Here is a 26,446-nt window from a genome sequence, read left to right as displayed (position 1 = left end):
CGCGGATTCGCCTACGGCTCCGCGGGAAAGATCGTCTCCAGCGTCAGCGCGTACTGCAGATCGGCCCTGGTGCCGAGGGTGGTGAGCAGCACCCGGATCATCGTCAGGCGCGCGGCGGCGACGGTGTCCGCGTCTGGTTCGCCGCCGGGCGCGGTGCCCGCGGAGATGCGGTAGACGACGTACTCGCACAGGTGCAGCGCGGCATCCAGGTCGAGCGGGCTCGGAACGGGACGACCCAGCTCTGTGAAGGTCTCGCGCACCAGGGCGCGAATGTCGTCGAGCGCGCGCTCACGATATGCCGAGACCGGCGAGCCCGGGTCGTGCAGCTCGGCGAACAGCGGCCGCAGCATGGGGCCATGACCGCGCGCCCAGTCCAGATAGGCGTCGATCAGCCGGATGCCCAGCTCGACGGGTTCGTCGGTGCCGGTCAGCGCCGCGCGGATGCCGCCGACCAACCCGTCGTTGGAGCTGTCCAGCACCGCGAGCAGGGGTTCGGTCGCATTACCGAAATAGCGGTAGAACGTCGGCCGCGCCAGTCCCGCCTGCTCGATGATCTGCGCGACGCTCAGCCCCCGGGAACCGGTGCGGGTGAACACTTCCGCGGTGGCGAGCACGATGCGGGCGCGCACCTCTTCGGCCTGTTCCAGGGTCTGCCGCGGTCGCCCGCGCCGCGCGTTCGTGGTCTCAGCCGACATCGTGCCGCCTCACAACACCGCGCTCGGCATGCCTGTGTCCCACGACGAACAGCTTGACACGAGGTGTGACATAGACATTAATCTAACACCACTGTTCATTAAATGGTGCTTGCGTGCGGCGCAGCACACGTCCTCGAGAGGGCCGACCATGACGACCGCTCCCCAGCTGGCCCCCGCCGACGCGCTGCCTTCGTCGCTGGTGCGGCCGTTGCTCGCGCACGCCGTCGCGGGCAGCGCACCCGCGGTCGAGGTGGCCGCGCCCGCGACCGGCGCGAAGATCGTCGATCTGCCGCAGTCCTCCACCGGAGACATCGAGACCGCGTTCGCGACCGCGCGGGAAGCGCAGCGGCAGTGGGCGCGGCGGCCGGTCCGGGAGCGGGTCGCGGTGCTGCGCCGGTTCCACGACATCGTGCTCGCCGAGCAGGACACCATCCTCGACATCGTGCAGACCGAGACGGGCAAGTCGCGCGCCCACGCGTTCGACGAGGTCGGCGACGTGGCCGTGAACGCCAGGTACTACGCCTCGGTGGCCGACCGGCTGCTGGCCACCCGCAGGCCGCGCGGCGTGCTTCCCGTCCTCACCCGGGTCGACGTGCGGCACCGGCCCAAGGGCGTGGTCGCGGTCATCTCGCCGTGGAACTATCCGCTGGCCCTGGCCGTCTCGGATGCGCTGCCCGCCCTCGTCGCTGGCAACGCCGTGGTGGCCCGCCCGGACAACCAGACCGCGCTCACCGCGCTGTGGGCCATCGACGCCGCCGTGCGCGCGGGCTTGCCCCGCGGACTCTGGCAGGCAGTGCTCGGCCGCGGATCGGTGATCGGCGGCGAGGTGATCGCCCGCGCCGACTACGTCGACTACACCGGTTCCAGCGCCACCGGCCGGACCATCGCGCAGCAGGCGGGCGAGCGGCTGATCGGGTACTCCCTCGAACTCGGCGGCAAGAACCCGCTGCTCGTGCTCGCCGACGCGGATGTGTCACGCGCGGCCAAGATCGCGATCCGCGCCTGCTTCGCCTCGGCCGGGCAGCTGTGCGAGTCGATGGAACGGATCTATGTCCACGACGGCGTGTACGACCGCTTCGTCACCGAATTCGTCGGGCATGTCGAGAAGCTCGAACTCGGCGCCGGTCTGAACTACGACAGCGACATGGGATCGCTGACCTTCCAGCGACAACTCGACACGGTCACCGCGCACGTCGGCGACGCGGTCGCGAAGGGCGCCACCGTGCTGGCGGGCGGTCGCGCGCGCCCGGACCTCGGCCCGTACTTCTACGAACCGACGGTGCTGGCCGGGGTGCGGCCAGGTATGACGGTCCACCGCGAGGAAACCTTCGGTCCCGTGGTGTCGATCTACCGGGTGAGCAGTGACGATGAAGCCATCGAACAGGCCAACGACACCGCCTATGGCCTGAACGCCAGCGTGTGGACCAAGGACACCGCCCGCGGCCGTTCGGTCGCGGCGCGGATCAACGCGGGTTCGGTGAACGTCAACGAAGGCTTCATCGCCGCGTGGGGCAGCGCCGACGCGCCCTCCGGCGGGCTCGGCATCTCCGGCACCGGGCGCAGGCACGGTCCCGAAGGCCTGCTGAAGTACATCGACACCCAGACCATCGCGGTGCAACGGGTGCTGCCGATCGCGCCGCTGCCCGGCATGTCCGAAGCGATGTGGGCGAAAACCATGACGCTGTACTTCGGCGTGATGAAGGCGCTGCGGCAGAAGTAACTCGCACGACTCACGGATCAGGAAATAGACGGATGAAACTGAACACGGTCGCGGGCAAGCGGGTCCTGGTGACAGGAGCCGCGATGGGGCTCGGCAAGCTGTTCGCCGAACGCGCGGTCCGCGAAGGCGCCGCCGCGGTGGTGCTGTGGGACATCAACGAGACCGCGCTGAAGGAGACCGCCGCCGAACTGACCGGCCGCGGCGGCACGGTGCACCACCACGTGGTCGACGTCTCGGCGCCGGACGCGATCGCCGAGGCGGCCGCGACCGTGCGGGAGCAGGTCGGCGGCATCGATATCCTGGTCAACAACGCGGGAATCGTGCGCGGCAACAACTACTTCTGGGAAACCGAGAATCGCGCCGACATCGACAAGACGATGGCGATCAACTCGCTTGCCCCGATGTACGTCACGCTCGAGTTCCTGCCCGCCATGGTCGCTGGCTCCGGCGAGGCGCGGGTGCTCACCATCGCCTCGTCGGCGGGCCTGGTGTCGAACCCCCGCATGAGCGTCTACGCCGCGTCCAAATGGGCGGCGCTGGGCTGGTCGGACTCGGTGCGCATCGAACTGGAGCAGGCGGGCCACGACCACGTGAAGGTCACCACCGTGTGCCCGACCTACATCAACACCGGAATGTTCGAAGGCGCCAAGGGATTCTGGTTCACCCCGATCCTGGAACAGAACGAGGTAGTGGACACTTCGTGGCGCGAAATGAAGAACGGCACCCCACTGGTCGTGCTGCCCTGGACTTCCCGCCTGAACAAGGCGCTTTCCGGCCTGCTCCCGATCAAGCTGCGCGACCTGTTCCTCGACACGGTCGGCGTCTACCACTCGATGGACAAGTTCACCGGCCGCAAGAAGTAGTTCTGCACAGTGCGTCGGGGGACGAGGGATTTGCGGTCAGGTCCTGCGTTGGCTACCGCTCGGGTTCCGAGGGTGGCCGACGAGTGACCCCCGGAGTCCGGGCGCCCCGATAAGGTGCGCGATAAGACCGCAGTCGTCCAGTTCCAGCGCTCTGCGTGGTCGAAGCGATCTGTTCGGGCAATGGAGAAGAACGCTGCCTCATCGACAGCGAAGGCCAGTGGGTGGGGATTCACCTCAGCGCTTGGACTCCGAACAGCGACAAGTGGCAATCGCGATCCGGTGATCCGGCAGGCGTCACGCAAGAAGTCATACGACGATTTCCCCGCTGGAACTGATTTGCGGCCAGCTCGCAGAGGGACGGGTGCTGACGCCCTGGCCCGATTCGCGAAGTGGGCCGACGTCAAGATTTGAGCTGGCGTTGGAATCAGTCGCCGTGTGCTCGGGGACGGGTGCCGATCACGACGGTCGCGTAGTGCTCGCCGGATTCCGCGACGTCGCCCACGATGCCGTGCTCGCTCAGGACCGCCAGCGCGAGCGGCGCTTGGTCCTCGCTGGACTCGACCAGCAGGTGGCCGCCGGGAGCCAGCCAGGCGGGGGCGTCGGCGGCGACGCGGCGGAAGATGTCGAGGCCGTCGGATCCACCGTCGAGTGCGGTGCGCGGTTCGTGGTCGCGGGCCTCCGGAGGCATCTGCGCGATCATCGCCGAGGGAACGTAAGGGGTGTTGCAGAGCAGGATGTCGATGCAGCCGCGCAGTTCCTCCGGCAGGGCCTCGAACAAGTCGCCCTGGTAGACGGGAGCGCCGAGTGGCGTGAGATTGCGGCGGGCGCACTCGACCGCGACCGGATCGACATCGGCGGCAGCCAGGGTCACCGTGCGGCCCTCGGCCGCGACGATTGTGGCCAATGCCATGCCAAGAGCGCCGGAGCCGCAGCACAGGTCGACGATCACCGGGTGACCCGTCCTGGCGCGGACCAGCTCCACCGCGCGGTCGACCAAGAACACGGTGCGCTGGCGCGGCACGAAAACACCGGGGGACACGGCGACCCGCAGCCCGTGGAACACCGCCCAGCCGAGCACATGTTCCAGCGGGGTGCCCTGCACGCGCTGGGCGACCAGCGCCTCGACCGCGGCGCCGGTCTCCGCTGCCGCGGCGATCAGCAGCCGCGCCTCCTCCTCGGCGAACACACAGCCCGCCGCGCGGAGCTGGGCGACCACATCGGTTCCGGCTGACGTCACCGCGCCATCCTGCCGTGTTCGCGGGTGATTCCGCCAACGCATTTTCCGGGTGATCGGGACCCGCACGCGGTCGGGTCCCGATTCACTGGTCAGCGTGACGTACTCAGCTGGAAAGTGCGTGTGGCGTCGAGGTAGATGCCGCGCTGCGACGGCCTGCCGGGCGGGGGTAGCTGTGACACCAGCTGCTCCAACGAGGTCGTCGCTCCGACCACGCGGGTGCCGGCGACGATGAAATCGGCGACAGCCCGGCGAATGTGGTTCGGCGAGGTGACCACGATGGCGCTCGTCGCACCGACATCCCGCAGCATCCGGGTGCTGAACAAGGCGTTCTGTACGGTCGAGCCCGCGCCGCCCTCCACGTGGACCCGTGCCGCGGGCACACCGTGGGCGACCAGCCAGTGGCGCATGGCCTCGGCCTCGGTGATGCCGTTCTGCGGATTGCCGCCGGTGACGACGATCGGCGAGAACGGCGCGGCGATCGACTGCAGCCACGCCGCGGTGAGCCGGTTCACCAGTTCCGGTCGCGGCGACCCGTCTGGGAGCAGGCCGTAGCCGAGGACGACGATGCCCGTGTGCGGCCCGGCCAGCGCGGGCAGCGGGTTCGGCAGGGTGCCGATCGCGGCGCGGACGGCGCCGAGCACGTTCTCGGTGCCCTGCGCCATGGCCGGATCGACGACGCGCAGCCGTGCGATGGCGTCGATGAGCGCGGGCAGATCACCCGCGTAGTCGGACCAGATCGCCTGCAGCGACAGCGCTTCCGCGTCATTGGGGTCGGCGCCGATAAGGGCGCGCAGGTCGGCGCGGCCCGCCGCGTCGTCGCCGTTGGTGAAGTGGCGCTGGGCGGAGTTGTAGAGGTCGGCGGTGTCCGCGGCGTGCGCGGGAACACCGGCAAGACCGGTGAGGGAGAACGCGGCGAACGACGTCGCGACGAGAAGTTTCACATGCCTCGAGATCTTCACTACAGTCGACACCTTTCCGCTGGGAACGGGTTGGCACGCACTAGCAGTCAGTTGGGGCAAACAGAGATCACGATACGGGCGATCGAACCCGGCATATGGGAACTGCCCGACGGATTCGCGCTGGTGTTGCGCGTTTCTACGGCCATCTGCCTCACGGGTGCAGGTGACTCGTCCCGGAGGGGCTGAATAGGCGGCTGCCTGGCCTCCGCTCGGCGCGGACCAGGGGCGAATTCGTTCGCCCACGTCTTCCGCGGCTATCTTCCCGTTCGCTCGCCGACGCGGGCTTTAGATGAACTTCGTCCGGTTGTGCATTCCTGCGGCTTCCTTCGCTCGGCCCGGCGGCCACGGACGTACTTCTCCGGCTGCGTCTCACCGGCTGGCTCGACGTGACGCGGCCCGGCGCGGGCTGGGGAGCAACTTCGGGCGGGCGCGCCCATTAGGCTGTGTCGACGTGGATACCGTTTCGCTGTCCGGCAAGGAACTCGCCGCCGCCATCAACGCCGACACCAAGGCTCGCGCCGCCGCGCTCACCGACGGCCCGGGCGCGCCGCGTCTCGCGCTGGTCGTGGCGAACGACGACCCGGCCAGCGCCTGGTATGTGAACTCGCTGCGCAAGGCGGCCGAACGGCTCGGCATCGTCTGCGACACGGTCGATCTCGGTCCGGACGCGACCGCTGCGGCGATCCGCGCGGAGCTCGCCGCGCGCGGCGAGGATCCGGCAACCGACGCGATCATGCTGCAGACCCCCCTTCCGGCCGGTGTCAGCCTCGACGACGTGAGCTCGGCGATCGTCGCGACCAAGGACGTGGACGGCGTGAGCCCGCTGTCGCTCGGCCTGCTCGCGGCCGGGTTGGACGGCTTCGTCCCGGCCACCTCCGAGGCCGTGGTGGAGCTGCTCGACCACCACGAGATCCCGCTCGCCGGCCGGCACGTCGCGGTCGTCGGCCGCTCGAACATCGTCGGCAAGCCGCTCGCCCAGCTGCTGCTGGCCAAGGACGCCACGGTCACGGTCTGCCATTCCCGCACCGCCGACCTGGCGGCCGTCACCGCCACCGCGGACGTCGTCGTCGCCGCGGCGGGCCGCATCGGCCTGATCTCCGGCAAGCATGTCCGCGAGGGCGCGGTGGTCATCGATGTCGGCACCAACGAGGCGCCCGACGGCAAGATCGTCGGCGACGTCGACGCGGACTCGGTGCGCGGCAAGGCCGCCGGACTGAGCCCTGTCCCGGGCGGCGTCGGCCCGGTGACCACCGCCCTGCTCATGCGCCACGTGGTCGTCGCCGCAGAAAACCGCCGCAAGAACTGAGTCCTCGCGCCCAGACCCTCGCACCGGCCCGCACTGCGAGGGTCTAACGAGCGCGGGACTCAGCCGCGACCGATGGCGCTGATCAGTGTGCGGTCGCCGTCCTTGGTCGTGGTGACGATCTGCGGGTTGTAGGTGACCGGAGGTTGTCCGGGACGATGCTCGGTGACGACCACGACGTACTGGCCCGCGAACGCTCCGGGGGTGATGGCCACGCAATGAGTGGTTCCCGCGGGGATGGTGTCGATGCCCCGCTGGATGGCGTCGGCGGTCTGCACGGCCGCGTCGGCGGTCGTGGTGGTGCGGACGTCCTCGCCGGAGCGGGTCACGTAATAGGCGTGCTGAAAGGCGAAGATCACTGCGGGACCGGAATCGAAACCGCCCACCCCGTTGCCCTGGATCCGGTTGCCGACCCGCTCGGCCGGGCACTGCGCGATCGGCGCCGCCGCCGACGCGGTGGCCTGGGCGGATGGCGCCGGTACGGTCGGCTGGCCGGAGTCGCCGGTGGCGAACTGCATGTAGGCGGCGAAGCCGAGAGCGGCGACGCCGAGCGTGCCGAGCAGCGGTACCGCCCACCGACGCCTCGCCCGCGGCGCGCCCGAGCGATCGATCAACCCGCTGAATTCATCCTCGTAGGGCGTGCGCTCGGGTGCCGGTGCCGGTGCCGGTGCGGGTCCGGGTGGCGGCGGCTGCACGGCGCCGGGTGCCTGGTCGACCCAGGCGGACCACTCACCCTGGTAGTCCTCGCCGTCCCCCGGCGGATTGCCATGTCGCCCGGGTATGCCCCGATTCCCGCGGTCGTAGCCAGGTCGTGCGCTCATCTCCGGTCGATCCATCGCCCCACCCTTCATCAGGTCCCGGTCAGGTTATCCGCATGCTCGGGTTGCGGGTACGCGGTGCCGCGTCCTTACGCCGAGCCGCACGCACCCGGAGAATACTGCCGGGTTCCTGATCGGGACACATCCGCGCGCGGAGTTGCAGCGGGCCTTCAGCCGAAAGCCTTGCTGCACTGCGGATCCGGATCACCAGTGCGTGACCACCGGGTCCCCGATGCCGAGGGTGTGATAAACCCATTCGGCGTCATCGGGGGCGAGGTTGATGCAACCGTGGCTGACGTTCGCATAACCCTGCTGATCGACCGACCACGGGGCGGAGTGAATGAAAACGCCGCCCCACGTGAGGCGTTCGGCGAATTCACCGTTGATGATGTAGCCCTCCGGCGAACTCAGCGGAATGCCGATGGTCCGGGAGTCGAACACGATCGAACGGAACTTCTCCAGAACCGGCCACGTGCCGGACGGCGTTTCATAGCCCGGCTTGCCCATCGATGCGGGCATGGTCCGCACGACGGTGCCGCCGATGGTGACGGTGAACGTGTGCGCCGACATGTCGGCGTCACCGAAAACACGTGCGTTGGTGCGGAATTCCGTGCGTGTGCCGCCGACCGAGACGACGATGCGGGCATTGGCGGGCAGGAACCCGCTCGGCGTCCACACCGCTTCGCGATCACTCGTCCACGCGAGCGTGCCCGCGAGTGGCTGGGTTGTTCGGATGTCGATGGATTGTTCGGTCCGTGCGCGATCCGTCACGGGCGCGGCAAAACGAATGGTCACGGGATGAGCGACACCCACCACCTGGCCGTTCGAAGGTCCGATCGACGCCACGGCGGGTGCCGATGGCCGTCCGATCACCGTCGCTGCCGCCGCGCCCGACCCGAACGCGGCCAGTGCCACGATCACGGTCGCGAGGAACAGGTACCGAATTGCGCTCCTCATGGCGTCCACCCCTTCGAGATGGTGTGGTAGGCAAGGAAACATTCTAAGCCCGCATGATCAACTCGGCCACGGATGGATGCGGTCCGTGGTCCGGTTGTGACCGGAGGATTCGCCTACCACTGGTCGCCTACCCGTTCGGCCGCGAAGAAAACAGCGGCCGGTGCCGGGACGGCTCGGTCAGCGGGCGGGACGTACGGGCAGCGGCTCCGGTTCGGCCGCCGACCGGGCGTCGAATTCCGCTCGTGCCGCGAGGATTTCATGCTGGTGCTCGACGGCCCACACACCCATGGCGTGGCTGAGTGCGCCGATGCTCGAACCGAGTTCGGTGAGGGAGTACTCCACCCGCGGCGGCACCGTCGGGTAGACCGCGCGGCGCACTAGCCCCTCGCGTTCCAGGTTGCGCAGCGTGCGGGTGAGCATCTTCTGGGTGATGCCGTCCAGGCGGCGGCGCAGATCGTTGAAGCGGATCGGCCCGTCGTTGTCGCGCAGGACGCTCAGCACGAGCATGACCCACTTGTCGGCGAGGACGGCCAGCACTTCCCGTGCGGGGCAATGGTGCAGGTAGCTCTCGACCAGACTCGAAGACTCGGACCGGTAGCAGGCAGTATCCATCGGGTACCTCGATATCAAGAAGGTGCCTTCTTCCCAGAAGGTACCAGGCTCTCGCAGAATCGTCGCATGCTCGCAATCACGCAGAATGTGTTCGGAGGTCCGGAAGTTCTTCACGTGGTGGAGGTCGATCGGCCGCAGCCCGGACCCGGGGAGGTCTTGGTGCGGGTCGCCGCGACCAGCGTCAACGCGGCCGACTGGAAGGTGCGCGCCGGGCTGATCGGCGGGCTGGGTGATCCGCCGCTGACTCTGGGGCTCGACGTGTCGGGTGTCGTGGACGAACTCGGTCCCGGCGTGGACCGCTTCGCGGTTGGCGATCCGGTGTACGGCATGGTGTTCGGCGGCGGTAACGCGGAATACGTTGTGGCGCAGGCTGATACATTGGCACTGAAGCCGAAGGTCATCGACTTTGTGCATGCGGCGGCACTGCCGACGGCAGCGCTGACCGCCTGGCAGGCGCTGGCCGGGCTCGGTGCGGGGCAGCGTGTGCTCGTGCACGCGGCCGCGGGCGGCGTGGGGCACCTAGCGGTGCAGATCGCCAAACACCGCGGCGCATTCGTGGTCGGCACCGCACGCGCCGCCAACCACGCGTATCTGCGCGGGCTCGGAGCCGATGAGGTGATCGACTACACCGCGGTCGATTTCGCCACCACGGTCCGTGATGTCGATATCGTGCTGGATTTGGTCGGCGGCGAATACGGTTCCCGCTCCGCGGCCGTATTGCGCCCCGGGGGCAGATTGATCGACACCCAGGGATCGGACGCGGAGGCCGACCCGCGTTACGAGCGCTTCTATGTCGAACCGTCCGGTGCCTCGCTGCGCGAGATCGCGACCATGGTCGAACGCGGGCATCTTCGTGCCACGATCGACCAGGTCCTGCCGCTGGCGGAGATCGCTGAGGCGCATCGGATCAGCGAGTCCGGCCGGGTGCGCGGCAAGATCGTGCTCGCCTGGAACCCGCCCGCCTGAACGCGCTGCGGAATTATTTGCGCAGCGCGTGCACGACGTCGGCGTGCAGGGCGTCGGCGCGTGCGGTCAGCTCTTCGATGCGGATCAGCACGGGCGCGAAGCGGTCGCCATCCGCCGCGGGCAGTGCCGACACGTTGATCTCGATGTTGAGCTGCGAGCTGGCGGCGGCGGCACGGCAGGCGTCGGCGGCGGCGCCGATATCGGTGACCACATTCGGGTTTCCGATCGGGAACAGTTCCGCGGCCAGCGACAGCACCTCGTCGGCCTCGTCGACGACCGCGGCCGGGACGCGCGCGGCTTCGATCAGCGCGGCGTTGATCGCCGCGGTGCGGGCGGCGCGTTCATCCGGAGCGTCTTTGGGCAGCTTGTAGGCGGCGCCGACCGCCGTGAACGCGGCGGCGTCGGCGTCGGCGAGCGCCAGAGCCCGCTCGCGGGCGGCGTCGGCGGCCTCGATGATGCGGTCGACCACGGGACGGTTGTCCGCGTCCTTGGCCCGGGTGGTGTAGCGGGCCACCATCGCCACCAGCGCGGCGGCCTGTGCGGCGTGCAGCGCGGCCACCGCGCCGCCGCCCGGCGCCGGAATCTTGGCAGCCAGATCGTTCAGGTACTGCGCGAGGGTGGCCTCGCCGAAGGACGGCGCAGTGTCCGTGGACGACGTGCTGGGCTGCGACACGGGGATGTTGCCTTTCGTTCTACGGCGAGAGTGGGACTACGGGTAGACGCTACCTCGTCGCATCCGCGAATACGGCCGCGACCACGCCCCGACGGGGCGTTCTTGCCTGGCCGGTGCGCGGGCTGTGCATAGTCGCCGTTATGTTGAGTGCTATGCGGATCGGATTGAGCATCAACTACTCGGGGGGCTTCAAGGAGGCGGCGGACGAAGTCGCCGACCTCGAGCGGGCGGGGCTGGACATCGTGTTCGTCCCCGAGGCGTACTCGTTCGACGCGGTGAGCGCGCTCGGCTACCTGGCGGCCAAGACGACGCGTCTGGAGCTGGCCTCGGGCATCCTGCAGATCTATACGCGCACCCCGAGCCTGACCGCGATGACCGCGGCGGGCCTGGACTTCGTCTCCGACGGCCGCTTCCTGCTCGGCCTGGGCGCGTCGGGCCCGCAGGTGATCGAGGGCTTCCACGGCGTGCCCTACGACGCGCCGATCGGCCGTACCAAGGAGCTGGTGGAGATCTGCCGGAAGGTGTGGCGGCGCGAGCGCCTGGAATACCAGGGCAAGCACTATCAAATCCCGCTGCCGGCCGGGCAGGGAACCGGTCTGGGCAAGCCGCTCAAGCTGATCAATCACCCGGTCCGCGACCGTATTCCGGTGCTGCTGGCCGCGCTCGGGCCGAAGAACGTGGAGCTGGCGGCCGAGATCGCCGAGGGCTGGCAGCCGATCTTCTTCCTGCCGGAGAAGGCGCGGGAGGTGTGGGGCGATTCGCTCGACGCGGGCCTCGCCAAGCGTGACCCCGCCCTCGGCGACCTCGACGTGTTCGCCGGTCCGGCGCTGGCCATCGGAGACAACGTCGAACCGCTGCTGGAATTCGTGAAGCCGCACCTGGCGCTGTACATCGGCGGCATGGGCGCCAAAGGCAAGAACTTCTACCACGCCTTGGCCACGAAGTACGGCTACGGGGCCGAGGCCGACCGCATCCAGGAGCTGTACCTGGCCGGTGAGAAGGAGGCCGCGGCGAAGGCCGTCCCGGACGCGCTGGCGCGGGACATCTCCCTGGTCGGTCCGGCGGGCTACGTCAAGGAGCGGGTGGCGGCCTTCCGGGAGGCGGGCGTCACGGTCTTGAATGTCGTCCCGATGGCGGCGACCCCCGCCGAGCGGGTCAAGCTGATCGAACAACTGCGCGAACTGGTGTGAACCACCGTCGCCGCCGTCGCCGGGTGCGACGGCGGCGACGGTCCTGGTCAGCTCGGTCGCAGCGCCTCGAGCGCGGCGTCCAGTGTGGAATGTAGCGCGAACACCTGATCCAGGCTGGTCATCTTCAGCTGGCGGCTGGTCGCCGGGCCTTCGGCGACCACGGCGATCGCGGTCGTCGTGCCCGCACGTTGATGGGCGGCGACGAGCGTCGCCATGCCCGCCGAGGCGAGGAAGCTGACCGCGGTGAGGTCGATGATCAGGGCCGCGGGCTTCCCACTGAGAATGGCCTCGATCGCGTTCTCCAGGGCGGGGGCTGTCGCCAGATCGACCTCCCCGGCCACCGTCAGCACCGTCGCGCCGTCGTGCGCCGCGACCGTGGTGGTCATCGTGTCCGCGAGGGGATACGCGTCTCCGGAAGTGTTGGTCACCCCTTCACAACACACAAATCGCGGCAGATTCGCAACATTTGAGTGTTCATACGGCTGACCATACCTTGTTCGCCGACCGGCCTGCCTGGACGGCGGCGGCGCCGTCGGGACCTGTCGATTGCTCTGCATGAGCGGGTGGGCCTCGCCGGTGAGCACGGAGACCGCTTCCGCCAGCTCGACCAGTGCCGCGCGGACGTAGGTGAAGGTGGCCGAACTGTGACTCGAGGTGCGGTCGGTGCGCCCGGCGCAGGCAGGGGCGACGGCGACTCCGAACTCGCGTTCGACCCACGTCAGCGTGGTGTGCCGGATCCACTGCGCACTCGCCCTGAGGGCCGCGGTCCACGGCAGATGCGCGCCGAGAGCGTGTCGTACCGGCGGCGCGAGATCGGCCGCCCGCCGCGCGAGCGCAGTACACGATCGGTCGCCTTCTCGCCACCACGCCGCACCAGGAATTCGACCGCACCACCGCCTGCGCGCGGTGTGCCTGCACCAGCTGTTGGATCTCGGTGGCCGTCAGCTCGTCGAGTGGGCGATCCGGCCACAGGCCTTCGATGACCCGCCCCGGGGGAGACTAGCGAACAGCCGCTACTCGGTGCGGCGCTGCTCGGTGATATCGGCACATGCGTGTCTGCATCGCTCGTCTGGGCAACATGTCCCCCGCTCGCTTCCCGGGCGCGCAGTCAGCGTAGCGCTGGTCACGAGCCCAAGGGGTGGTCGCCGTCTTCCGGGTTCTGGCTGCCGGGTGATCCGACAGCACGCAGGACTGCGGATGCGAGGAGCTCCACGAGTTCGCGGGTCTCGTCGAGGACCCCGGAGAACAGGTGGAACGGATGGAACATGCCGTCGAAACAACGTTTGGTGACGGGGACGCCTGCGGCGGCGAGCCGCTGTGCGTATGCCTCGCCTTCGTCGCGGAGCACGTCGCACTCGGCGGTGATGATGGTGGCAGGGGGGAGGTTCGACAGGTCGGGTTCGCGGTACGGCGCAACCAGGGCGTTGTCGCGTTCCGGCCACCCCGGGCCGAGATACTGGTCGAAGTACCAGATCATGTCCGCCGCTGTCATCGAGAACCCTTCGGCGTACTCGGCGTAACTGGGCCACTGAGATGGATACGAGTCCACCACAGGCAGTACCAGTAACTGGTGGGCGATCGTGATGCCGGATCCCCGGAGCCGAAGACAGCTGGCGGTGGCCAGGTTTCCGCCTGCGCTGTCGCCGCCGACCGCGACTCGGTCTGGATCGATGCCGTATTCGGCTGCGGCCGGGGAGCATGCCCAATCGACGGCTGTGCACACGTCATCGAGCGGGAGGGGGAATCGGTGTTCCGGTGCCCGGCGATAATCTACCGATGCGACAGCGCACTTCGCGTACGCCGCAATCGTATGGCAGATCCAGTCGTGGGTGTTCACATCACCGATCGTCCAGCCACCCCCGTGCGCGTATACCAAGCAGGCCAGCTGGTCCCGGGTGGATGGCCGATAGAGGCGCACGCTCACCGTGGCGCGCTCACGGCTCGGCGGGACCACCAGATTTCGGACATCAATACCTGGAGCACGTTCGGCTGCGCCGAAATTCGACACCAGTACCTGCATCCCGGCACGGTTCTGATCGACCGAGAGCTCGCGTCGCGGGGGACGTGGCGGCACCGCCGCCAGTACTTCTTGCGCGTTTTTCGTCAAGCCCACGGAAGCCCCCTGCCGAGTGCGCGGGGTTGTTCCCGGCCGGTTCTCATTGGACCACGCGGCGATGTGGCATGCCACTCCCTATCACACCGTCGGGCGCTGGCCAGTTGTCTCGATCACCGGCGTAGCGTTACTGTCCCGACGCGCCGTCACTTAAGTTCTCGTCCCATAGCCGGGAGGCATCGGTTTGCGCAGGCAGGAGCTATCGCGTGACCTCGATATACTTCGCTGGTGCCCAAGCTGTGGAATGACACCATCACCGCGCACCGGCAAGCAGTGCGGGATGCCCTGCTGGACACGACCGCCGCGCTTGTCGCCGAGCATGGTCTTGCCTCGGTGACCATGACTCAGATCGCCGAGGCGACGGGGATCGGACGCGCGACGCTCTACAAGTATTTTCCCGACGTGGAGTCGATTCTCTCGGCGTGGCACGAGCGCCGGATCGTTGCGCATCTGGGCCAACTGGCCGAAATCGTCGAGCGCGGAGGCGATATCGAGCAGCGGATCGAACGGGTACTGACGACCTACGCTCTGATCGACTACGAGCACCACGCGGGTGAACTCGCACCGCTGCTGCACCAGGGCGGCCATGCGGAGCACGCCGAGCGCCACTTGCACGAAATGGTGCGCAATCTGCTGGCAGAGGGGGCCGGCGCAGGTGTGGTGCGCATCGATGTCCCCCTCGACGAACTGGCGCGGTACTGCCTGTCGGCGCTGGCGGCAGCACATACGCTGCGGTCGAAGGCCGCCGTGCGCCGACTGGTCAGGGTCACCCGGGCCGGTCTGCGGCCACAGGACGACGACTAGTCGACCAGTCGGCGCACAATGTGTCGAAATCATGACGTCGTGTCTCACAGGTAGGCGAGTGCCTCGCGGACCGTCACGCGGGAAGCGCGTGACGCGGCCGCTTCGGTTGCCAGCGCGGCACCGAGGATCGCGAGTAGCGTCCAGATGAGCACGGCGGGCAGCGAGATCCGGAAGGGCAGCGGAGCGGAGAAGAACAGCGTCCCCAGTCCATTGCCCAGTAGTGCGGTCAGGCCGAGCGCGGGGAGTGCTGCCACCAGGCAACTGGCCAAGGCGAGGAAGATGCCCTCGGCCACCACGATGCGACGGACCGTCCGTGGTTGAGCGCCAATGGCATGCATTACACCGAATTCGCGGATTCGGTCCAGGATGTTGGCACTCATGGTGGAAGCCAGGCCGATCGTGCCCACGATGCCCATCGCGATGGCGATGGCCATGATGATCGTCACCAACGGGCCCATGTGCCCCGCGGTGGACTTGTTGGCCGCGCTGACCGATTGGGACGCTTTCACCGCGATACCCGCATTCGACAGAGCCTCCCCTGCCGCACGGGCAACGGCGCCGCGGGTGTCCTCGTCGTGTCGGTCGGTAGCGATGCGCAACAGGTTGACCTGCTGCGGCTTGCCGAGAGCCGTGGCGAAGCCTTCGGGCGTTGTGTACACGCCGCTGCCGTGCCCGGTTTCCTCGGCGACGCCGACGACTTGCCAGCTGGTGAACTTGCCGCCGACCGACAGCTGAATGGTGTCTCCTGCGCCGACATCCGGCAGCGTGTTCTTACGTGTGATCTGGTTGAGCACCACGCCGCCGGTTTCCCCGGGCTGTAGCCAACGACCTTCGAGCATCTTCGTCGGGATGGTGAGCAGGGTCGCGTCGGCGGGCACGACACGCACCGCTACGCTGCCGTGCCCCTGGTCGGGATAGGTCTTTGTCAGCGGTACCGCCCCTGGACCGGCGACGCCGGTCTGGGCGCCGCCCAGTCCCTCGAGCTTGGTTATGCCGGGCACCGGCTGGAGCAGGTTGCGCAGCCGATCCATGGAATAGCCTTCGTCGAGCTGGATCTCGACGTCCCACTTGCGCTGCGCTTGCTGTTCCTCGGTCACCGCGTCCACTCCGGCACTCGAGGACATGCCGGCGACGAAGACGATGCCCGCGGCCGCGAGCAGTCCGACCGAGAGCGCGAACCGGGCGGGGCGCCGAATCGTGTTGCGCAGCGCCATGATCAGACCGCGGTCCAGACGACGGATGCGGCCGAGCCGAGTCATCAAGCCCGCCGCGGCGCTGGTCCGAGCGGTGCCGCCATGGTGGTCGATCGCGGCGCGGACGGTGATCCGGCTGGCCTTGACCAAAGGGATCAACGAGATCAATGTCGGCAGACCCAGTCCTGCCGCGATGATCACCAGATAGGTCCATGCTGGAGCGGCGAGGCTCGCGGCTTCGATGCCGAGCAGCGAGGAGACCAGCAGCCTGCCGACCCAGGCCGAAATCGGCAGCGCGATGATCGTCGCGACCGCGGCCACCAGCAGAATCATGACGAGATACGCGCGGGCGATTCGGCCGGTTCCCGCGCCGATCGCCTTCATGATGCCGATTTGCGGGATCTGCTGGGTGAAGAGGTTGTTGAGCATATTCGCGACGAGGATGGCGCTGAGCATCAACGCCGCGGCGCCGCCGGCAAGCAGGGAAAGCAACAGCGAATCGGCTTGCCACTGGTGCGGGTGGGCATACGGCGGCGGAACCTGCACCTCACGTATCGCCACGCCCTGGTCGCGCAATGCGGTGGCGACCTTGCTGGCCACGGCGATGATCGCAGTGCGGTCGCGGCTGGGTTCGGTCTGTCCCGGATCCGCGACGACGATCTTCAGCTGGTCGAACAGCATCGGCTTGTCCGGCAGTACGGCCGAGGAAACGTAGCCGCGACCGCGCTGTTCCTGCGGAGACGGAGACAGGCTGGGATCGTAGACAGTGTCGGTGACCCGCAGCCGGACCGTGGCTCCGCCGGCGGCCTCGCTGCCGTCGGCGCGATGTTCTCCGGTCGGCACCGTCAGGGTCATCGTGTCACCGACCGCGACCCCGAGCATGTTCAGCGAGTCGCTGCCCAGGTAGATCTCATCCGGCGCCGGTGGCCATGCGCCTTGTTGCGGGAAGAATTTCGCCATCCGCATCGGATCGTCCGGTGCGGCGACGAAGATCTGCATGGGCATCTCCCGGTACTGGTCGTTGACCAGTACCTCGCTGTCGAACTGGGTACGCCCGACCGCCTCCATCACGCCGGGCTGAGTCCGCGCCTGCCGGACGTAAGCATCCATTTGTGCGCGGTCGACACCTTCGTCGAACAGGATGGTCGCCGAGGCGGGCTCGGTGCTCATGTACGCGGCGCCGGTTTCCCGGCCGGTGGTGGCCCACCCGGCCAGCACGCCACCGAAAACCATGAGGCTCACTGTGATCGCGACCACCATCAACGCCAGCCGCGACCAATTGGCCCGCAGATCCCGCAGGACCTTCACGGCCATCAGATTCGTCATGATCGCACCACCGCGTCTTCATCGGTCACGATGCGCCCGTCCTGCAGCGTCACCTGGCGGCCGGCGACCGAACGGATGTCGCGTTCGTGGGTGACCACGATGATGGTGCGCCCCTCGGAGTTCAGCTCCACGAACAAATCGAGCACCGCGTCGGCGGTGTGCGAGTCCAGGTTTCCGGTCGGCTCGTCGGCCAGTATGAGCGGCGGATCGTTGGCCAGCGCCCGTGCGATCGCAGCACGTTGTTGCTGGCCGCCCGACAGGGTGGCGGGCAGCTTGTCGGCTCGAGCGCCGATGCCGACTCGTTCCAGCAGCGTGCGGGCACGATCTTGCCGTTCCGTGACGGGGATCTTCTTGACGAAATCCATGGCTAGCATGACGTTTTCGGCGACCGTCAGCGTCGGCAGCAGCTGGAAGAACTGGAATACCAGCCCGACATTGGCACCTCGCCAGGCGGCCAGGCCGGATTCCGACAGTGAGCCCAGGTCTGCGCCCGCGGCCCGGATCGTGCCCGAGGTGGTTCGGTCGATGCCCGCGAGCATGTTCAGCAGGGTGGTCTTCCCGCTGCCCGAGCGTCCGACGATCGCGACGAACTCACCTTCGGGAATCTGCAGGCTGATGTGGTCGACGGCGACGAACTCTCCTCCGGCGACCGGATAGGTCTTGACGACGTCATCGACATCGATTGCGTTTTTCACTGTGTTCTCCCAGACTTTCGGCGATGCCGGGTGGAGGTCAGCCGTGCGCACCAGGCGGCGGGACATGACCGGGCGGTGGGGTAGCGGCGCCGGTCTGCCCAGAGCCATTCGTCGGCGGAGCGATGTATTGCTGGGACGCACCTGGTACGACAGATCGGGATGGGGGTACTCCAAGCGGTGGCGAGGTGTGGTGCACACCCGCGGGCGGGTGCCCGCCACCGCCGTGCCTACCGGGCCCATGGCCACCGCTTCCGCCGGTCGCGAGCATCATCACCACCGCCAGGATCGCCACGACTCGCGAATAATCTTTTCTAGACAGAGTGTCTATATCAATACATTTCGTCAAAAGCGTGTCGCTTCGTATAATCAAGATTACGCCCAAGCTATGGAACGACACCATCGAGGCTCATCGCCGGGAGGTCCGTGAGGCGATTCTCGACACCACCTGGGGCTTGGTGAACGAGCGCGGGTCGACGTCGGTGACCATGTCGGAGATCGCGGAACATCGCCAGTGCAAATGAATTCTCTCGGGATCGCGATCGTCGGCAAGTTCCTCGGCGCCGGGCTGGGTGGATTGGCAAGCGGGCTGACCCGCGCCGAATGCGTGGCCCTCGGCGCGGGGATGAACGCTCGGGGGGTCATAGAAGTGATCATCGCCATGGTCGGGCTGCGCTTGGGCGTGCTCGGCGTCGAGGCCTACACCGTGCTGATCTTGGTCGCGATCGTGACCTCCCTGATGGCGCCACCCATTCTGCGACGGGCGATGGCCGGCGCCACCGTCACGGAGGAAGAAGCGCAGCGCGCCCGCAAAACCATGGCGCTCACACAGCCGACGCCGGAAACCGCACGTCCCGAGCGGGAGGCGGGTTAGTTCCATTCGATCCCCGCGGTGAATGCGCCGCGACGGTGGGCGGTCGATACGGCCGCTGAAGACCGTGCGGCGAGGAGGTGGTGGGCGCCGGCGGGGATCGAGTCGTCGCAGACTCTCCGAGGCGTACGGCGACCTCATTGCGGTCTATGCCACATGCAATGCCCGCCGACGGGGATACCCCTCGGGGTGGGGTCGGCTTGCGGGTGAGGCGCGTCACGCTTGCTCCAGTGGCCCATATACCCCCCAGGGGTATATGTTCTCCGTGTCGGAAGAACAAGATCAGAAAGGCTGGGGCGATGACCACGCAGACTCACACCAATGACCACGGCGTGCATGGCGATCATGCAGGGCATGGCGCGCACGCTCAGCATGCGGCTCACGCCGCTCATGCGGGTCATGCTCAGCACGGAGGCCACGAAGCGCGCGACGGAGGGCTGCCGGGAGGACTGCAGATCACGCAGGATGGTTACACCCTGGCGCTCGCGGAGCCGGTCGTGCGCCCGGGTCAGGTCGACTTCCGGTTCCACATCCTCGGGCCGGACGGCGCGCCGGTCACCGAGTACGCCCCCATCCATGACCGCGAACTGCATCTGATTGTCGTGCAGCGCGAGTTGACCGGTTTCTGGCACGTGCATCCCGAACTCGCCGCGGACGGAACCTGGACCGTACGACTGAACATCCCCGCGGCGGGCGCCTACCGTGTCTTCACCGACGTCGCCCCACGCGCACTTGGCAAGACGATCACCCTCGGAGCGGATCTCGCTGTCGCGGGAGCGTACGAACCGCGCCCCACGCCGGAGGCGCCGCGCACCGCGACCGTGGACGGCTACGAGGTGACCCTGGACGGTGACCTGGTTCCCGGCGCAGGCCGGCTGCTGACCCTGACCGTGCGCAAAGACGGCCGACCGGTTACCGATCTGCAGCCGTACCTGGCCGCCTACGGCCACTTGGTGATTCTGCGTGCGGGCGACTTGGCCTACGTCCACGTCCACCCGAACGGCGAACCTGGTGACGGAACGACCGCGCCCGGCCCGGACATCACGTTCCACACCGCCGTACCGGGACCGGGGACGTACCGCCTGTTCCTTGATTTCCAGCACGGTGATGTCGTACGTACCGCCGCCTTCACCCTGCCGACGGCTACCGCCGGACACTGAAATCCACCGAGCCAGAGCACACTCCGACCACTTGCCGAAGGGGAGCCACCATGTGCGCGTGCCACTGTCCCAGTACCCGCGATCCACCGAACCAGATCCAGAAAGTGTTTCTCATGATCACCTCACTGTTCGCCCACCGGGACTATCTGAGACTTTTCATCGCCCAGGTATCGGCGCTCTTCGGGACCGGATTGACAACCGTCGCCCTGGGATTGCTCGCCTACGAACTCGCCGGCGCCGACGCGGCCGCCGTGCTCGGCACCGCGCTGACCATCAAGATGCTGGTCTACGTCACTGTCGCGCCGGTCGTGGCCGCGTACGCCGACCGCTTCCCTCGGCGTTCGTTGCTGGTAGGGCTCAATGGTGTGCGGGCAGCCGTAGTGCTGGGATTACCGTTCATCGACCAGGTGTGGCAGATCTATGTGCTGATCGCTGTGCTGCAGACGGCCTCAGCCGCGTTCACCCCCACCTATCAGGCGATCATCCCCGACATCCTGCCCGACGAGCGCGAATACACCCGGGCGCTGTCGGCCGCGCAACTGGCCGCGACCATGGAGACATTGCTCAGTCCGATGCTGGCCGCGGCGGCACTGGCTGTGATCAGCTTCCACTGGCTGTTCGTCGGCACCGCGATCGGATTCGCCGTCTCAGCGGCCCTGGTTGTTGCGACCCGCATTCCGGAAGCCGGCGCGACGACGTCGGGCAGCTTCCGCGACCGGGTCACGGTGGGCATGCGAATCTTCGCCGCCACACCGCGACTGCGCGGACTGCTCGGCCTGAACCTGGTGGTCGCCGCCGCGGGCTCGGTGATCATGGTCAATACCGTGAACTACGTGCGCGACACGCTCGGCGGAACCCAGTCCGGAGTGGCGATGCTGCTGTCGGCCAATGGTTTCGGCACCATGCTGGTCGCGCTGTCGCTGCCCCGGGTACTCGAACGGCTCGATGCGCGGCCGGTGATGCTGACCGGCGCGGCCACCCTGCTCGTCGGACTCGGCGCGGCCGTCGCCCTGTCGACCGCTGCAGTGGGCGATTGGCGCTGGGGTGCGGCTATCACGGTATGGGCGCTGGTGGGCGCGGGAACCGCGGCAGTGCTCACCCCGACCGGGCAGGTGCTGCGGCGCTCGTCGCGGCCCGCCGACCGCCCCGCTCTGTTCGCCGCCCAGTTCTCGCTGTCACACCTGGCCTGGCTGATCGCCTACCCCATTGCCGGTTGGCTCACCACCACCGCGGGTTTCACCATCACTTGGGCCACGCTGGCCGTCATCGCAAGCGTCGGCATCACGATCGCGCTGCGTACGTGGCCCCGCCACGATCCCGAAACGTTGACCCACCTGCACGAGGTCGGCACCATCGACCCGATCCGCCTGGCCGACGCCGTGCGTGTGAACGAACGCTTCTACCAGCACACACACCCATTCGTTATCGACGCCGACCACCAGCGCTGGCCGACACGAGTGGAGCGGCAACGGCAAACGGTAGCGGCGGCATAGGGGTCGAAACTGCTCGAGGGCGCCTCACAAGGGCGCCCTCGTCGTCATGCAAAGGTGTCTTCTCGTAAAGAAATGTCTACGCAGACTTGGCCAACCACGCGAAAGTGGTCGGCACTTGCGGTGATTGCCGCCGCGCAATTCATGGTCATCATGGACACCTCGATCATCGGCATCGCACTGCCGAAGATGCAGGCCGAACTGGGCTTCTCGCAGGAGAACCTGAGCTGGGTGTTCAATGCCTACGTCGTCGCCTTCGGTGGCCTGCTGCTGCTCGGCGGCCGGTTGTCCGATCTGTTCGGAGCCCGTCGTGTATTCGGCGCGGGATGGCTGGTGCTGTTGGCAGGTTCGGTGATCGCCGGTGCCGCAGGCAATATCGGCATCGAGCTGGCAGGCCGAGCGATTCAGGGTGGCGGAGCGGCGCTGATCGCACCGTCGGCGCTGACATTGCTGATGATGCTGTTCGGCTCCTCGCCGCAGGAATTGACGAAGGCGCTGGCGATCTACGGTGCGGCGGCACCAGCGGGTGGCACGGCGGGCGTGTTCCTCGGCGGCGTCATCACCGAATACATCAGCTGGCCCTGGGTCTTCTACATCAATGTCCCGATCGCGATCCTGGCGCTGATCGCTGTGCCGGCCCTGATGCCCAACGCCGCGGCACGGTCCGGATCCGTGGATCTCCTCGGCGCGACCACCGTTACCGCCGGTCTAGCCGCAGCGGTTTACGGAATCGTCCGTGCCCCGGAAGTCGGCTGGGTTTCGGGGCAAACGTGGGGAGTGCTCGCCGTCGCGGCCGCACTGCTGGCCGGATTCATCGTCATCCAGTCCCGCCGCAGCCGACCGTTGATGCGACTCGGCATCTTCCGCGCGCCGAATCTGGCCGCTGCCAACGTCGCTCAGCTGCTACTGGGCGCGGCGTGGGTGCCGATGTGGTTCTTCCTGAACCTGTATCTCCAGCAGGTCCTCGGCTACAGCGCCTTCCCGTCCGGCGCGGCCCTGCTACCGATGACCACGCTGATCATGCTCGGCATGGTGGTGCTCGCACCGCGCGCGATGCAGCGCTTCGGCGCCAAGCCGATGATCGTGACCGGTCTGACGGTACTGGGCCTCGGCCTGGGCATCATGTCGCTTGTCCGTCCGACCGGCAACTTCTGGATCGACGTGCTGCCCGCTTCACTGGTCGCCGCCGGCGGTATGTCGCTGGCCTTCATCCCTTCGCTCGGCACAGCCATCTCCGCGGCGCGTCCCGAAGCGGGCGGGTTGGCCTCCGGCATCGTCAACGTCAGCTATCAGGTCGGTTCCGCCATCGGACTGGCCGCGATGACCGCCGTGGCCACCGCATTCGGCGCCGACCGGATCGGTGATCTGCCCGAACTCACCAACGGGTTTTCGGCGGCATTCCTCGGAGCGGCAGCCATCGCCCTGGCAGGCGCCGGCATCACCGCGGTGACCATGCGCACCCCCGCCCCGGAGCCCGTGCTCGAGGCCGCTCGAGACGCCGCGGCCGCGGGATTGCGGCAAGCACCAGGCTGAGCCCGTCATCAAGGCGGGCTCAGCCTCACGTCGACGTCTTCGACGTGCCAACCTACCGTCGCCGCGCCCGCGTACGGCGGGTTTTTCGTTATGACGTTCTCTCGAAAACCCTTCGCCGACAGCCATTGCCGCGCGGTCAGTGAGCGCTGACTCGCAGCCCGGCGGGTGGCTTACCGGCCGGGACGAATACCGCGGCCGCGAGCGCGACGACGAGCGCGGTCACGGCACTGAATGTGAACGCATTGGTGAATCCGCTGGTTTCGACCCCAAGGCTGCGCAGGCTGGTGGCCGCGATGGTGGAGATCAGCGCGACACCGAGCGCCGAACCGATCTCATGGAAGGTGTTCACCAATCCGGAAGCGACTCCGGCGTGGGCGGGATCGACATTCGCCAGCGCGGTCGTGGTGGCGGTGACGATCACCGCACCCTGCCCCGCGGCGGCGACCGTGAGTCCGATGATCAGAGCGGTCGTTCCGCTCCACAGCGCAGGCACGACAGCTCCGGCCCCGGCGATGGTCAGCCCGACCACACCGACCGGGCGATAGCCGAACCGGCCGATGAAATGCCCGGCGTTGTGCGCGCCGAGAATAGTGCCGAGCGCGACCGGGACGAACAGCAACCCTGTCACCAGCGCCGAATTCCCCTGAGCCTGCTGCAAATAGAACGACCCCAGGAAGAAGCCGGTGATCAGCAGGCCGGTAGCGACCAGCATCAGCACCGCACCCGCAGCTACCGGACGACGGGTCAGCAGTCGCGGATCCAGCAGCGGCGCGCTGACCTTACGCTCGTAGACGACGAATGCCACATACAAAACCGCGGCGGCTGCCAGCGGCAGCAGCGTGAGTGGATCTCCCCAGCCATCGTCACCAGCATTGATCAGTCCATAGATCCCCGACCCGGTCGCGGCTGTGGCCAGAATGGCTCCGAGCACGTCGATTCCGCGTTCGGGTTCGGCCGTCCCGGCCGGGACCAACTTGACTATCGCGGCCAGTAGTAGGACTCCGACTGGCACGTTGACGAAGAAGATCCACGACCACCCCGGCCCGGCCGTCAGCAGGCCGCCGACGAGCACACCTATTGCGGCACCGGTACCGCCGAGCGCTCCCCATACGCCGAGCGCCTTGTTGCGTTCGGCGCCATGGAAGGTCGTCGTCACGATCGACATCGCCGCGGGCGACAACAGCGCGGCGCCGATTCCCTGCCCAACCCGGCCTGTCACCAGCATCGGCGCGTTCACCGCCAGACCAGCCAGCAGCGAGGACCCGGTGAATACGGCCAACCCGGTCATCACCATCCCGCGCGCACCGCACAGATCCGCCGCGCGACCACCGAAGATCATCAGCCCGCCGAACAGCAGCGTGTAGGCGGTGACCACCCACGTCGTCGCGGAGCGGCTCAGATCCAGATCGCGACCGATATCCGGCAGCGCCACCGTCACCACGGTGATGTCGAGAATCAGCATGAACTGCGCGACCGCGAGCACCGCCAACGCACGCCAGCGACGCGGGTCGGGCGGAGCGGTCGAATAGGGCGCGTGCTGGGCATCTGGGTGGGCATGCATGTCCTACCTCCTGCTTGTGGTTCGCGAACCGAGCCGTGCACTACCACAGATGTGGTACCCCATTTGTGGTACCACTAGAGTGGTGCCATCGCAACAGGGAGGTTGGACGAGTGGCCGGAAATCGAGCGCGACGCGAACTCCTGCAGGACACGGCTATCGCCGTTCTCGCGGCGAAAGGATCGCGTGGGCTGACCCATCGGCAGGTCGACACCGACGCCGGTGTCCCCGAGGGCACGACCAAGAACTACTTCCCGACCCGTGACGCCTTACTGGTCGCGGCCGCCGAACGGCACTTCCAGCTCTACCTCGCCGACATCGCCCGCCTACGGGCCGCGGCCGCACCTGCCGACCGCGAAGGGTTCATCGCGCTGCTGGCGCAGATCATGCGGCGGATACCGGAGGGCGCCCGCCCCGGGGCCGATGTCTTCGTCGAAATGCACGCCGAGGCTCTGCGCAACCCTGCTGTGAGCAATCTGCTCGCCGACATGATGTACACCGATTTCGGCGTAAACGAAGAACTCCAGCGCGCCGCCGGCCTGCCCGTTACCCTGGCCTCGGCGCGAGTATTCACCCGTTGCCTCCACGCCGCCACCCTCAACCTGCTCACCACACCCGCCGAAGACCTGGCCCGCATCGGCCTCGACGACCTCGATGCGTTCGCTCGCGAACTCGTCGATGTGGTCTATCCGGCACCGACCGGCCCAGTGTTCGGCCGGTCCCAAACCAGCCACCGCAGCAAAGGGCCGGGGAGGTGATGATGTCGCCCACCGATCGCCTCAGCGGTGGCTGCGATGAGCGCCAGCTGTCAGCGCGGTCCCACTGTGCGCGGCCCGTGCTCTGTTCGGCTCACGTTCGTATCCCTCGAGACTTCAAGGAGTTGGTGATGTACTCGGGATCGAGAATGTACAGGCGGGGCGGTGCCATCCTCGCGTTGCCACGATTGCCCTGGTCAGTTGCGGCACAGCAGGCCGAAATCGACCAGATGCAGGGCATGCTGCAGCAGAGCTGACCGAATGTCGGCCGCGCAGTCGGGCCCGAGGCTGCTCTCCCGCCACGCAGCGCGTTCGTTCGGCGCTGTCGGCAGTTGTTTGCTAGACGTGAACTGTCAAGCGTAACGACGTCAGCAGGGCCATGGGGTGGCCCGTACGCCGAGCATGGTCACGTTGGGTGTGCTGATTCAGGCACGGTGTGTTGCGTCGGCGATCCTGAACTCCACCGGGACCATGGTTTCGATCACATGACTTCAGCTGAGTACGCCCGCAGATAGTAGATTGATGCCAAGAGATGTCCCGCGTACGCACGTGGTGTCGTGGGTATCACGGTCGAAAGCGCCGTTCAGCTCCTCTATGTTCGGCGGGGTGGAAATCCCGGGAAGTCAGGAGAACGGCCTGCATACTGAGCAGCGCGGTATGTCACCCAGCAATCGGGCTGTGCCGCACGAACACCTACCGCGCGGCGTTGTCGCGGACAGCGAATCTGCCGCGTGCGGATTCATGGGCTGTGCGGGCGGCGCTCGGTACGAGCTTGTCGCTAGAGTGGCTGCACTGTGAAACTCATCGGTTGGTTGCGGACTGGTGGCTTAGTACTGCAACGACACTTGGTCGGGTTGGTGCTGGTAGATCTGTTGCGTGTTGTTGGATCGTGTTGTGGCCGAGTTGGATTCGTTGATGTGCCGGGTGGGTTGGCGGTTCGCGCGGTCGGAGCCGCGGG

At 67.6% G+C, this 26,446-nt stretch carries 24 protein-coding genes; 12 read left to right on the top strand and 12 right to left on the bottom strand.

Features of this window, described 5'->3' with window-relative positions:
* Positions 1-11: 11 nt before the first annotated feature.
* The gene (locus IU459_RS06680) at positions 12-695 is read right to left on the bottom strand and encodes a TetR/AcrR family transcriptional regulator (protein WP_195128602.1); all 684 of its coding nucleotides are present in this window, start codon (positions 693-695) and stop codon (positions 12-14) included.
* 148 nt (positions 696-843) lie between these two features.
* Here IU459_RS06680 and IU459_RS06675 point away from each other — a divergent pair, with 148 nt between their 5' ends.
* Positions 844-2,415, top strand: coding sequence for a succinic semialdehyde dehydrogenase (locus tag IU459_RS06675; RefSeq protein ID WP_195128601.1), 1,572 nt, complete (start codon positions 844-846; stop codon positions 2,413-2,415).
* A gap of 32 nt (positions 2,416-2,447) precedes the next feature.
* Positions 2,448-3,278 carry an SDR family NAD(P)-dependent oxidoreductase gene (locus IU459_RS06670; protein ID WP_195128600.1) on the top strand — a complete coding sequence of 277 codons (831 nt, stop codon included), beginning with the start codon at positions 2,448-2,450 and terminating at the stop codon, positions 3,276-3,278.
* Positions 3,279-3,702: 424 nt separating this feature from the next.
* Here IU459_RS06670 and IU459_RS06665 read toward each other — a convergent pair whose 3' ends face one another.
* The gene (locus tag IU459_RS06665; RefSeq protein WP_195128599.1) at positions 3,703-4,557 is read right to left on the bottom strand and encodes a putative protein N(5)-glutamine methyltransferase; all 855 of its coding nucleotides are present in this window, start codon (positions 4,555-4,557) and stop codon (positions 3,703-3,705) included.
* A 47-nt stretch (positions 4,558-4,604) separates the two neighbouring features.
* The gene (locus tag IU459_RS06660; protein WP_195128598.1) at positions 4,605-5,474 is read right to left on the bottom strand and encodes a YdcF family protein; all 870 of its coding nucleotides are present in this window, start codon (positions 5,472-5,474) and stop codon (positions 4,605-4,607) included.
* Between the two features lie 451 nt (positions 5,475-5,925).
* On the opposite strand from IU459_RS06660, the gene IU459_RS06655 reads away from it, so the two are divergent.
* Entirely contained in the window at positions 5,926-6,780 is an 855-nt protein-coding gene (locus tag IU459_RS06655; RefSeq protein WP_195128597.1) for a bifunctional 5,10-methylenetetrahydrofolate dehydrogenase/5,10-methenyltetrahydrofolate cyclohydrolase, read from the top strand.
* Between the two features lie 59 nt (positions 6,781-6,839).
* On the opposite strand, the gene IU459_RS06650 is transcribed toward IU459_RS06655, so the two are convergent.
* The 3 genes from IU459_RS06650 to IU459_RS06640 form a co-directional block, all read right to left on the bottom strand.
* Positions 6,840-7,598, bottom strand: a complete 759-nt coding sequence (locus tag IU459_RS06650; RefSeq protein ID WP_195128596.1) for a hypothetical protein — start codon at positions 7,596-7,598, stop codon at positions 6,840-6,842.
* A gap of 201 nt (positions 7,599-7,799) precedes the next feature.
* On the bottom strand, positions 7,800-8,552 hold the full coding sequence (locus tag IU459_RS06645; protein WP_195128595.1) for a L,D-transpeptidase: 753 nt from the start codon (positions 8,550-8,552) through the stop codon (positions 7,800-7,802).
* Positions 8,553-8,729: 177 nt separating this feature from the next.
* Positions 8,730-9,164, bottom strand: a complete 435-nt coding sequence (locus tag IU459_RS06640; RefSeq protein ID WP_195128594.1) for a winged helix-turn-helix transcriptional regulator — start codon at positions 9,162-9,164, stop codon at positions 8,730-8,732.
* 66 nt (positions 9,165-9,230) lie between these two features.
* On the opposite strand from IU459_RS06640, the gene IU459_RS06635 reads away from it, so the two are divergent.
* On the top strand, positions 9,231-10,130 hold the full coding sequence (locus IU459_RS06635) for an NADP-dependent oxidoreductase (RefSeq protein ID WP_195128593.1): 900 nt from the start codon (positions 9,231-9,233) through the stop codon (positions 10,128-10,130).
* Between the two features lie 13 nt (positions 10,131-10,143).
* Here the strand turns inward: IU459_RS06635 and IU459_RS06630 are convergent, their stop codons facing one another.
* Positions 10,144-10,803 (bottom strand): cyclodeaminase/cyclohydrolase family protein, encoded by a 660-nt coding sequence (locus IU459_RS06630; protein WP_195128592.1) that lies wholly within the window; start codon positions 10,801-10,803, stop codon positions 10,144-10,146.
* A 152-nt stretch (positions 10,804-10,955) separates the two neighbouring features.
* On the opposite strand from IU459_RS06630, the gene IU459_RS06625 reads away from it, so the two are divergent.
* A complete protein-coding gene (locus IU459_RS06625; RefSeq protein ID WP_067477487.1) occupies positions 10,956-11,993 on the top strand; it encodes an LLM class F420-dependent oxidoreductase in 1,038 nt (345 codons plus the stop codon).
* 47 nt (positions 11,994-12,040) lie between these two features.
* Here the strand turns inward: IU459_RS06625 and IU459_RS06620 are convergent, their stop codons facing one another.
* Both IU459_RS06620 and IU459_RS06615 read right to left on the bottom strand, forming a co-directional pair.
* A complete protein-coding gene (locus IU459_RS06620) occupies positions 12,041-12,379 on the bottom strand; it encodes an STAS domain-containing protein (protein WP_195128850.1) in 339 nt (112 codons plus the stop codon).
* 737 nt (positions 12,380-13,116) lie between these two features.
* The gene (locus IU459_RS06615; RefSeq protein WP_195128591.1) at positions 13,117-14,106 is read right to left on the bottom strand and encodes an alpha/beta hydrolase; all 990 of its coding nucleotides are present in this window, start codon (positions 14,104-14,106) and stop codon (positions 13,117-13,119) included.
* A 228-nt stretch (positions 14,107-14,334) separates the two neighbouring features.
* Here IU459_RS06615 and IU459_RS06610 point away from each other — a divergent pair, with 228 nt between their 5' ends.
* Complete coding sequence (locus IU459_RS06610; RefSeq protein ID WP_195128590.1) at positions 14,335-14,910, top strand: TetR/AcrR family transcriptional regulator; 576 nt, start codon at positions 14,335-14,337, stop codon at positions 14,908-14,910.
* A gap of 44 nt (positions 14,911-14,954) precedes the next feature.
* On the opposite strand, the gene IU459_RS06605 is transcribed toward IU459_RS06610, so the two are convergent.
* Together IU459_RS06605 and IU459_RS06600 are read right to left on the bottom strand one after the other, a co-directional pair.
* Positions 14,955-17,429, bottom strand: a complete 2,475-nt coding sequence (locus tag IU459_RS06605) for an FtsX-like permease family protein (protein ID WP_195128589.1) — start codon at positions 17,427-17,429, stop codon at positions 14,955-14,957.
* Entirely contained in the window at positions 17,426-18,124 is a 699-nt protein-coding gene (locus IU459_RS06600; protein WP_324198772.1) for an ABC transporter ATP-binding protein, read from the bottom strand. The genes IU459_RS06605 and IU459_RS06600 overlap by 4 nt, the downstream gene beginning before the upstream one ends.
* A 350-nt stretch (positions 18,125-18,474) precedes the next feature.
* Between IU459_RS06600 and IU459_RS06595 the strand changes: the two genes are divergently transcribed.
* From IU459_RS06595 to IU459_RS06575, 5 genes are all read left to right on the top strand, one after another.
* Positions 18,475-18,645 carry a hypothetical protein gene (locus IU459_RS06595; RefSeq protein WP_228837509.1) on the top strand — a complete coding sequence of 57 codons (171 nt, stop codon included), beginning with the start codon at positions 18,475-18,477 and terminating at the stop codon, positions 18,643-18,645.
* On the top strand, positions 18,642-18,995 hold the full coding sequence (locus IU459_RS06590) for a cation:proton antiporter domain-containing protein (protein ID WP_195128587.1): 354 nt from the start codon (positions 18,642-18,644) through the stop codon (positions 18,993-18,995). Before IU459_RS06595 ends, IU459_RS06590 begins: the two co-directional genes overlap by 4 nt.
* Positions 18,996-19,291: 296 nt before the next feature.
* Positions 19,292-20,152 (top strand): hypothetical protein, encoded by an 861-nt coding sequence (locus IU459_RS06585; protein ID WP_195128586.1) that lies wholly within the window; start codon positions 19,292-19,294, stop codon positions 20,150-20,152.
* Positions 20,153-20,265: 113 nt separating this feature from the next.
* On the top strand, positions 20,266-21,645 hold the full coding sequence (locus tag IU459_RS06580; RefSeq protein ID WP_228837508.1) for an MFS transporter: 1,380 nt from the start codon (positions 20,266-20,268) through the stop codon (positions 21,643-21,645).
* A gap of 72 nt (positions 21,646-21,717) precedes the next feature.
* Positions 21,718-23,175 (top strand): MFS transporter, encoded by a 1,458-nt coding sequence (locus IU459_RS06575; RefSeq protein WP_195128585.1) that lies wholly within the window; start codon positions 21,718-21,720, stop codon positions 23,173-23,175.
* Between the two features lie 136 nt (positions 23,176-23,311).
* Here the strand turns inward: IU459_RS06575 and IU459_RS06570 are convergent, their stop codons facing one another.
* The gene (locus IU459_RS06570) at positions 23,312-24,736 is read right to left on the bottom strand and encodes an MFS transporter (RefSeq protein ID WP_195128584.1); all 1,425 of its coding nucleotides are present in this window, start codon (positions 24,734-24,736) and stop codon (positions 23,312-23,314) included.
* Between the two features lie 110 nt (positions 24,737-24,846).
* On the opposite strand from IU459_RS06570, the gene IU459_RS06565 reads away from it, so the two are divergent.
* A complete protein-coding gene (locus tag IU459_RS06565; RefSeq protein WP_195128583.1) occupies positions 24,847-25,491 on the top strand; it encodes a TetR/AcrR family transcriptional regulator in 645 nt (214 codons plus the stop codon).
* The last annotated feature ends 955 nt before the right edge of the window (positions 25,492-26,446 follow it).

The organism is Nocardia amamiensis (assembly GCF_015477605.1).
GTDB classification, from domain to species: domain Bacteria; phylum Actinomycetota; class Actinomycetes; order Mycobacteriales; family Mycobacteriaceae; genus Nocardia; species Nocardia amamiensis_A.
Note: the sequence above shows the minus strand (reverse complement) of the source record. Positions and strands in the feature narration are given on the sequence as shown.

Coding starts and splice junctions, on each gene's coding strand:
- IU459_RS06575 (WP_195128585.1), top strand. CDS start 21,718: ATGTCTACGCAGACTTGGCCAACCACGCGAAAGTGGTCGGCACTTGCG.
- IU459_RS06625 (WP_067477487.1), top strand. CDS start 10,956: ATGCGGATCGGATTGAGCATCAACTACTCGGGGGGCTTCAAGGAGGCG.
- IU459_RS06650 (WP_195128596.1), bottom strand. CDS start 7,598: ATGAGCGCACGACCTGGCTACGACCGCGGGAATCGGGGCATACCCGGG.
- IU459_RS06670 (WP_195128600.1), top strand. CDS start 2,448: ATGAAACTGAACACGGTCGCGGGCAAGCGGGTCCTGGTGACAGGAGCC.
- IU459_RS06585 (WP_195128586.1), top strand. CDS start 19,292: ATGACCACGCAGACTCACACCAATGACCACGGCGTGCATGGCGATCAT.
- IU459_RS06620 (WP_195128850.1), bottom strand. CDS start 12,379: ATGACCACCACGGTCGCGGCGCACGACGGCGCGACGGTGCTGACGGTG.
- IU459_RS06590 (WP_195128587.1), top strand. CDS start 18,642: ATGAATTCTCTCGGGATCGCGATCGTCGGCAAGTTCCTCGGCGCCGGG.
- IU459_RS06680 (WP_195128602.1), bottom strand. CDS start 695: ATGTCGGCTGAGACCACGAACGCGCGGCGCGGGCGACCGCGGCAGACC.
- IU459_RS06640 (WP_195128594.1), bottom strand. CDS start 9,164: ATGGATACTGCCTGCTACCGGTCCGAGTCTTCGAGTCTGGTCGAGAGC.
- IU459_RS06605 (WP_195128589.1), bottom strand. CDS start 17,429: ATGACGAATCTGATGGCCGTGAAGGTCCTGCGGGATCTGCGGGCCAAT.
- IU459_RS06570 (WP_195128584.1), bottom strand. CDS start 24,736: ATGCATGCCCACCCAGATGCCCAGCACGCGCCCTATTCGACCGCTCCG.
- IU459_RS06580 (WP_228837508.1), top strand. CDS start 20,266: ATGATCACCTCACTGTTCGCCCACCGGGACTATCTGAGACTTTTCATC.
- IU459_RS06635 (WP_195128593.1), top strand. CDS start 9,231: ATGCTCGCAATCACGCAGAATGTGTTCGGAGGTCCGGAAGTTCTTCAC.
- IU459_RS06645 (WP_195128595.1), bottom strand. CDS start 8,552: ATGAGGAGCGCAATTCGGTACCTGTTCCTCGCGACCGTGATCGTGGCA.
- IU459_RS06675 (WP_195128601.1), top strand. CDS start 844: ATGACGACCGCTCCCCAGCTGGCCCCCGCCGACGCGCTGCCTTCGTCG.
- IU459_RS06665 (WP_195128599.1), bottom strand. CDS start 4,557: ATGCGTTGGCGGAATCACCCGCGAACACGGCAGGATGGCGCGGTGACG.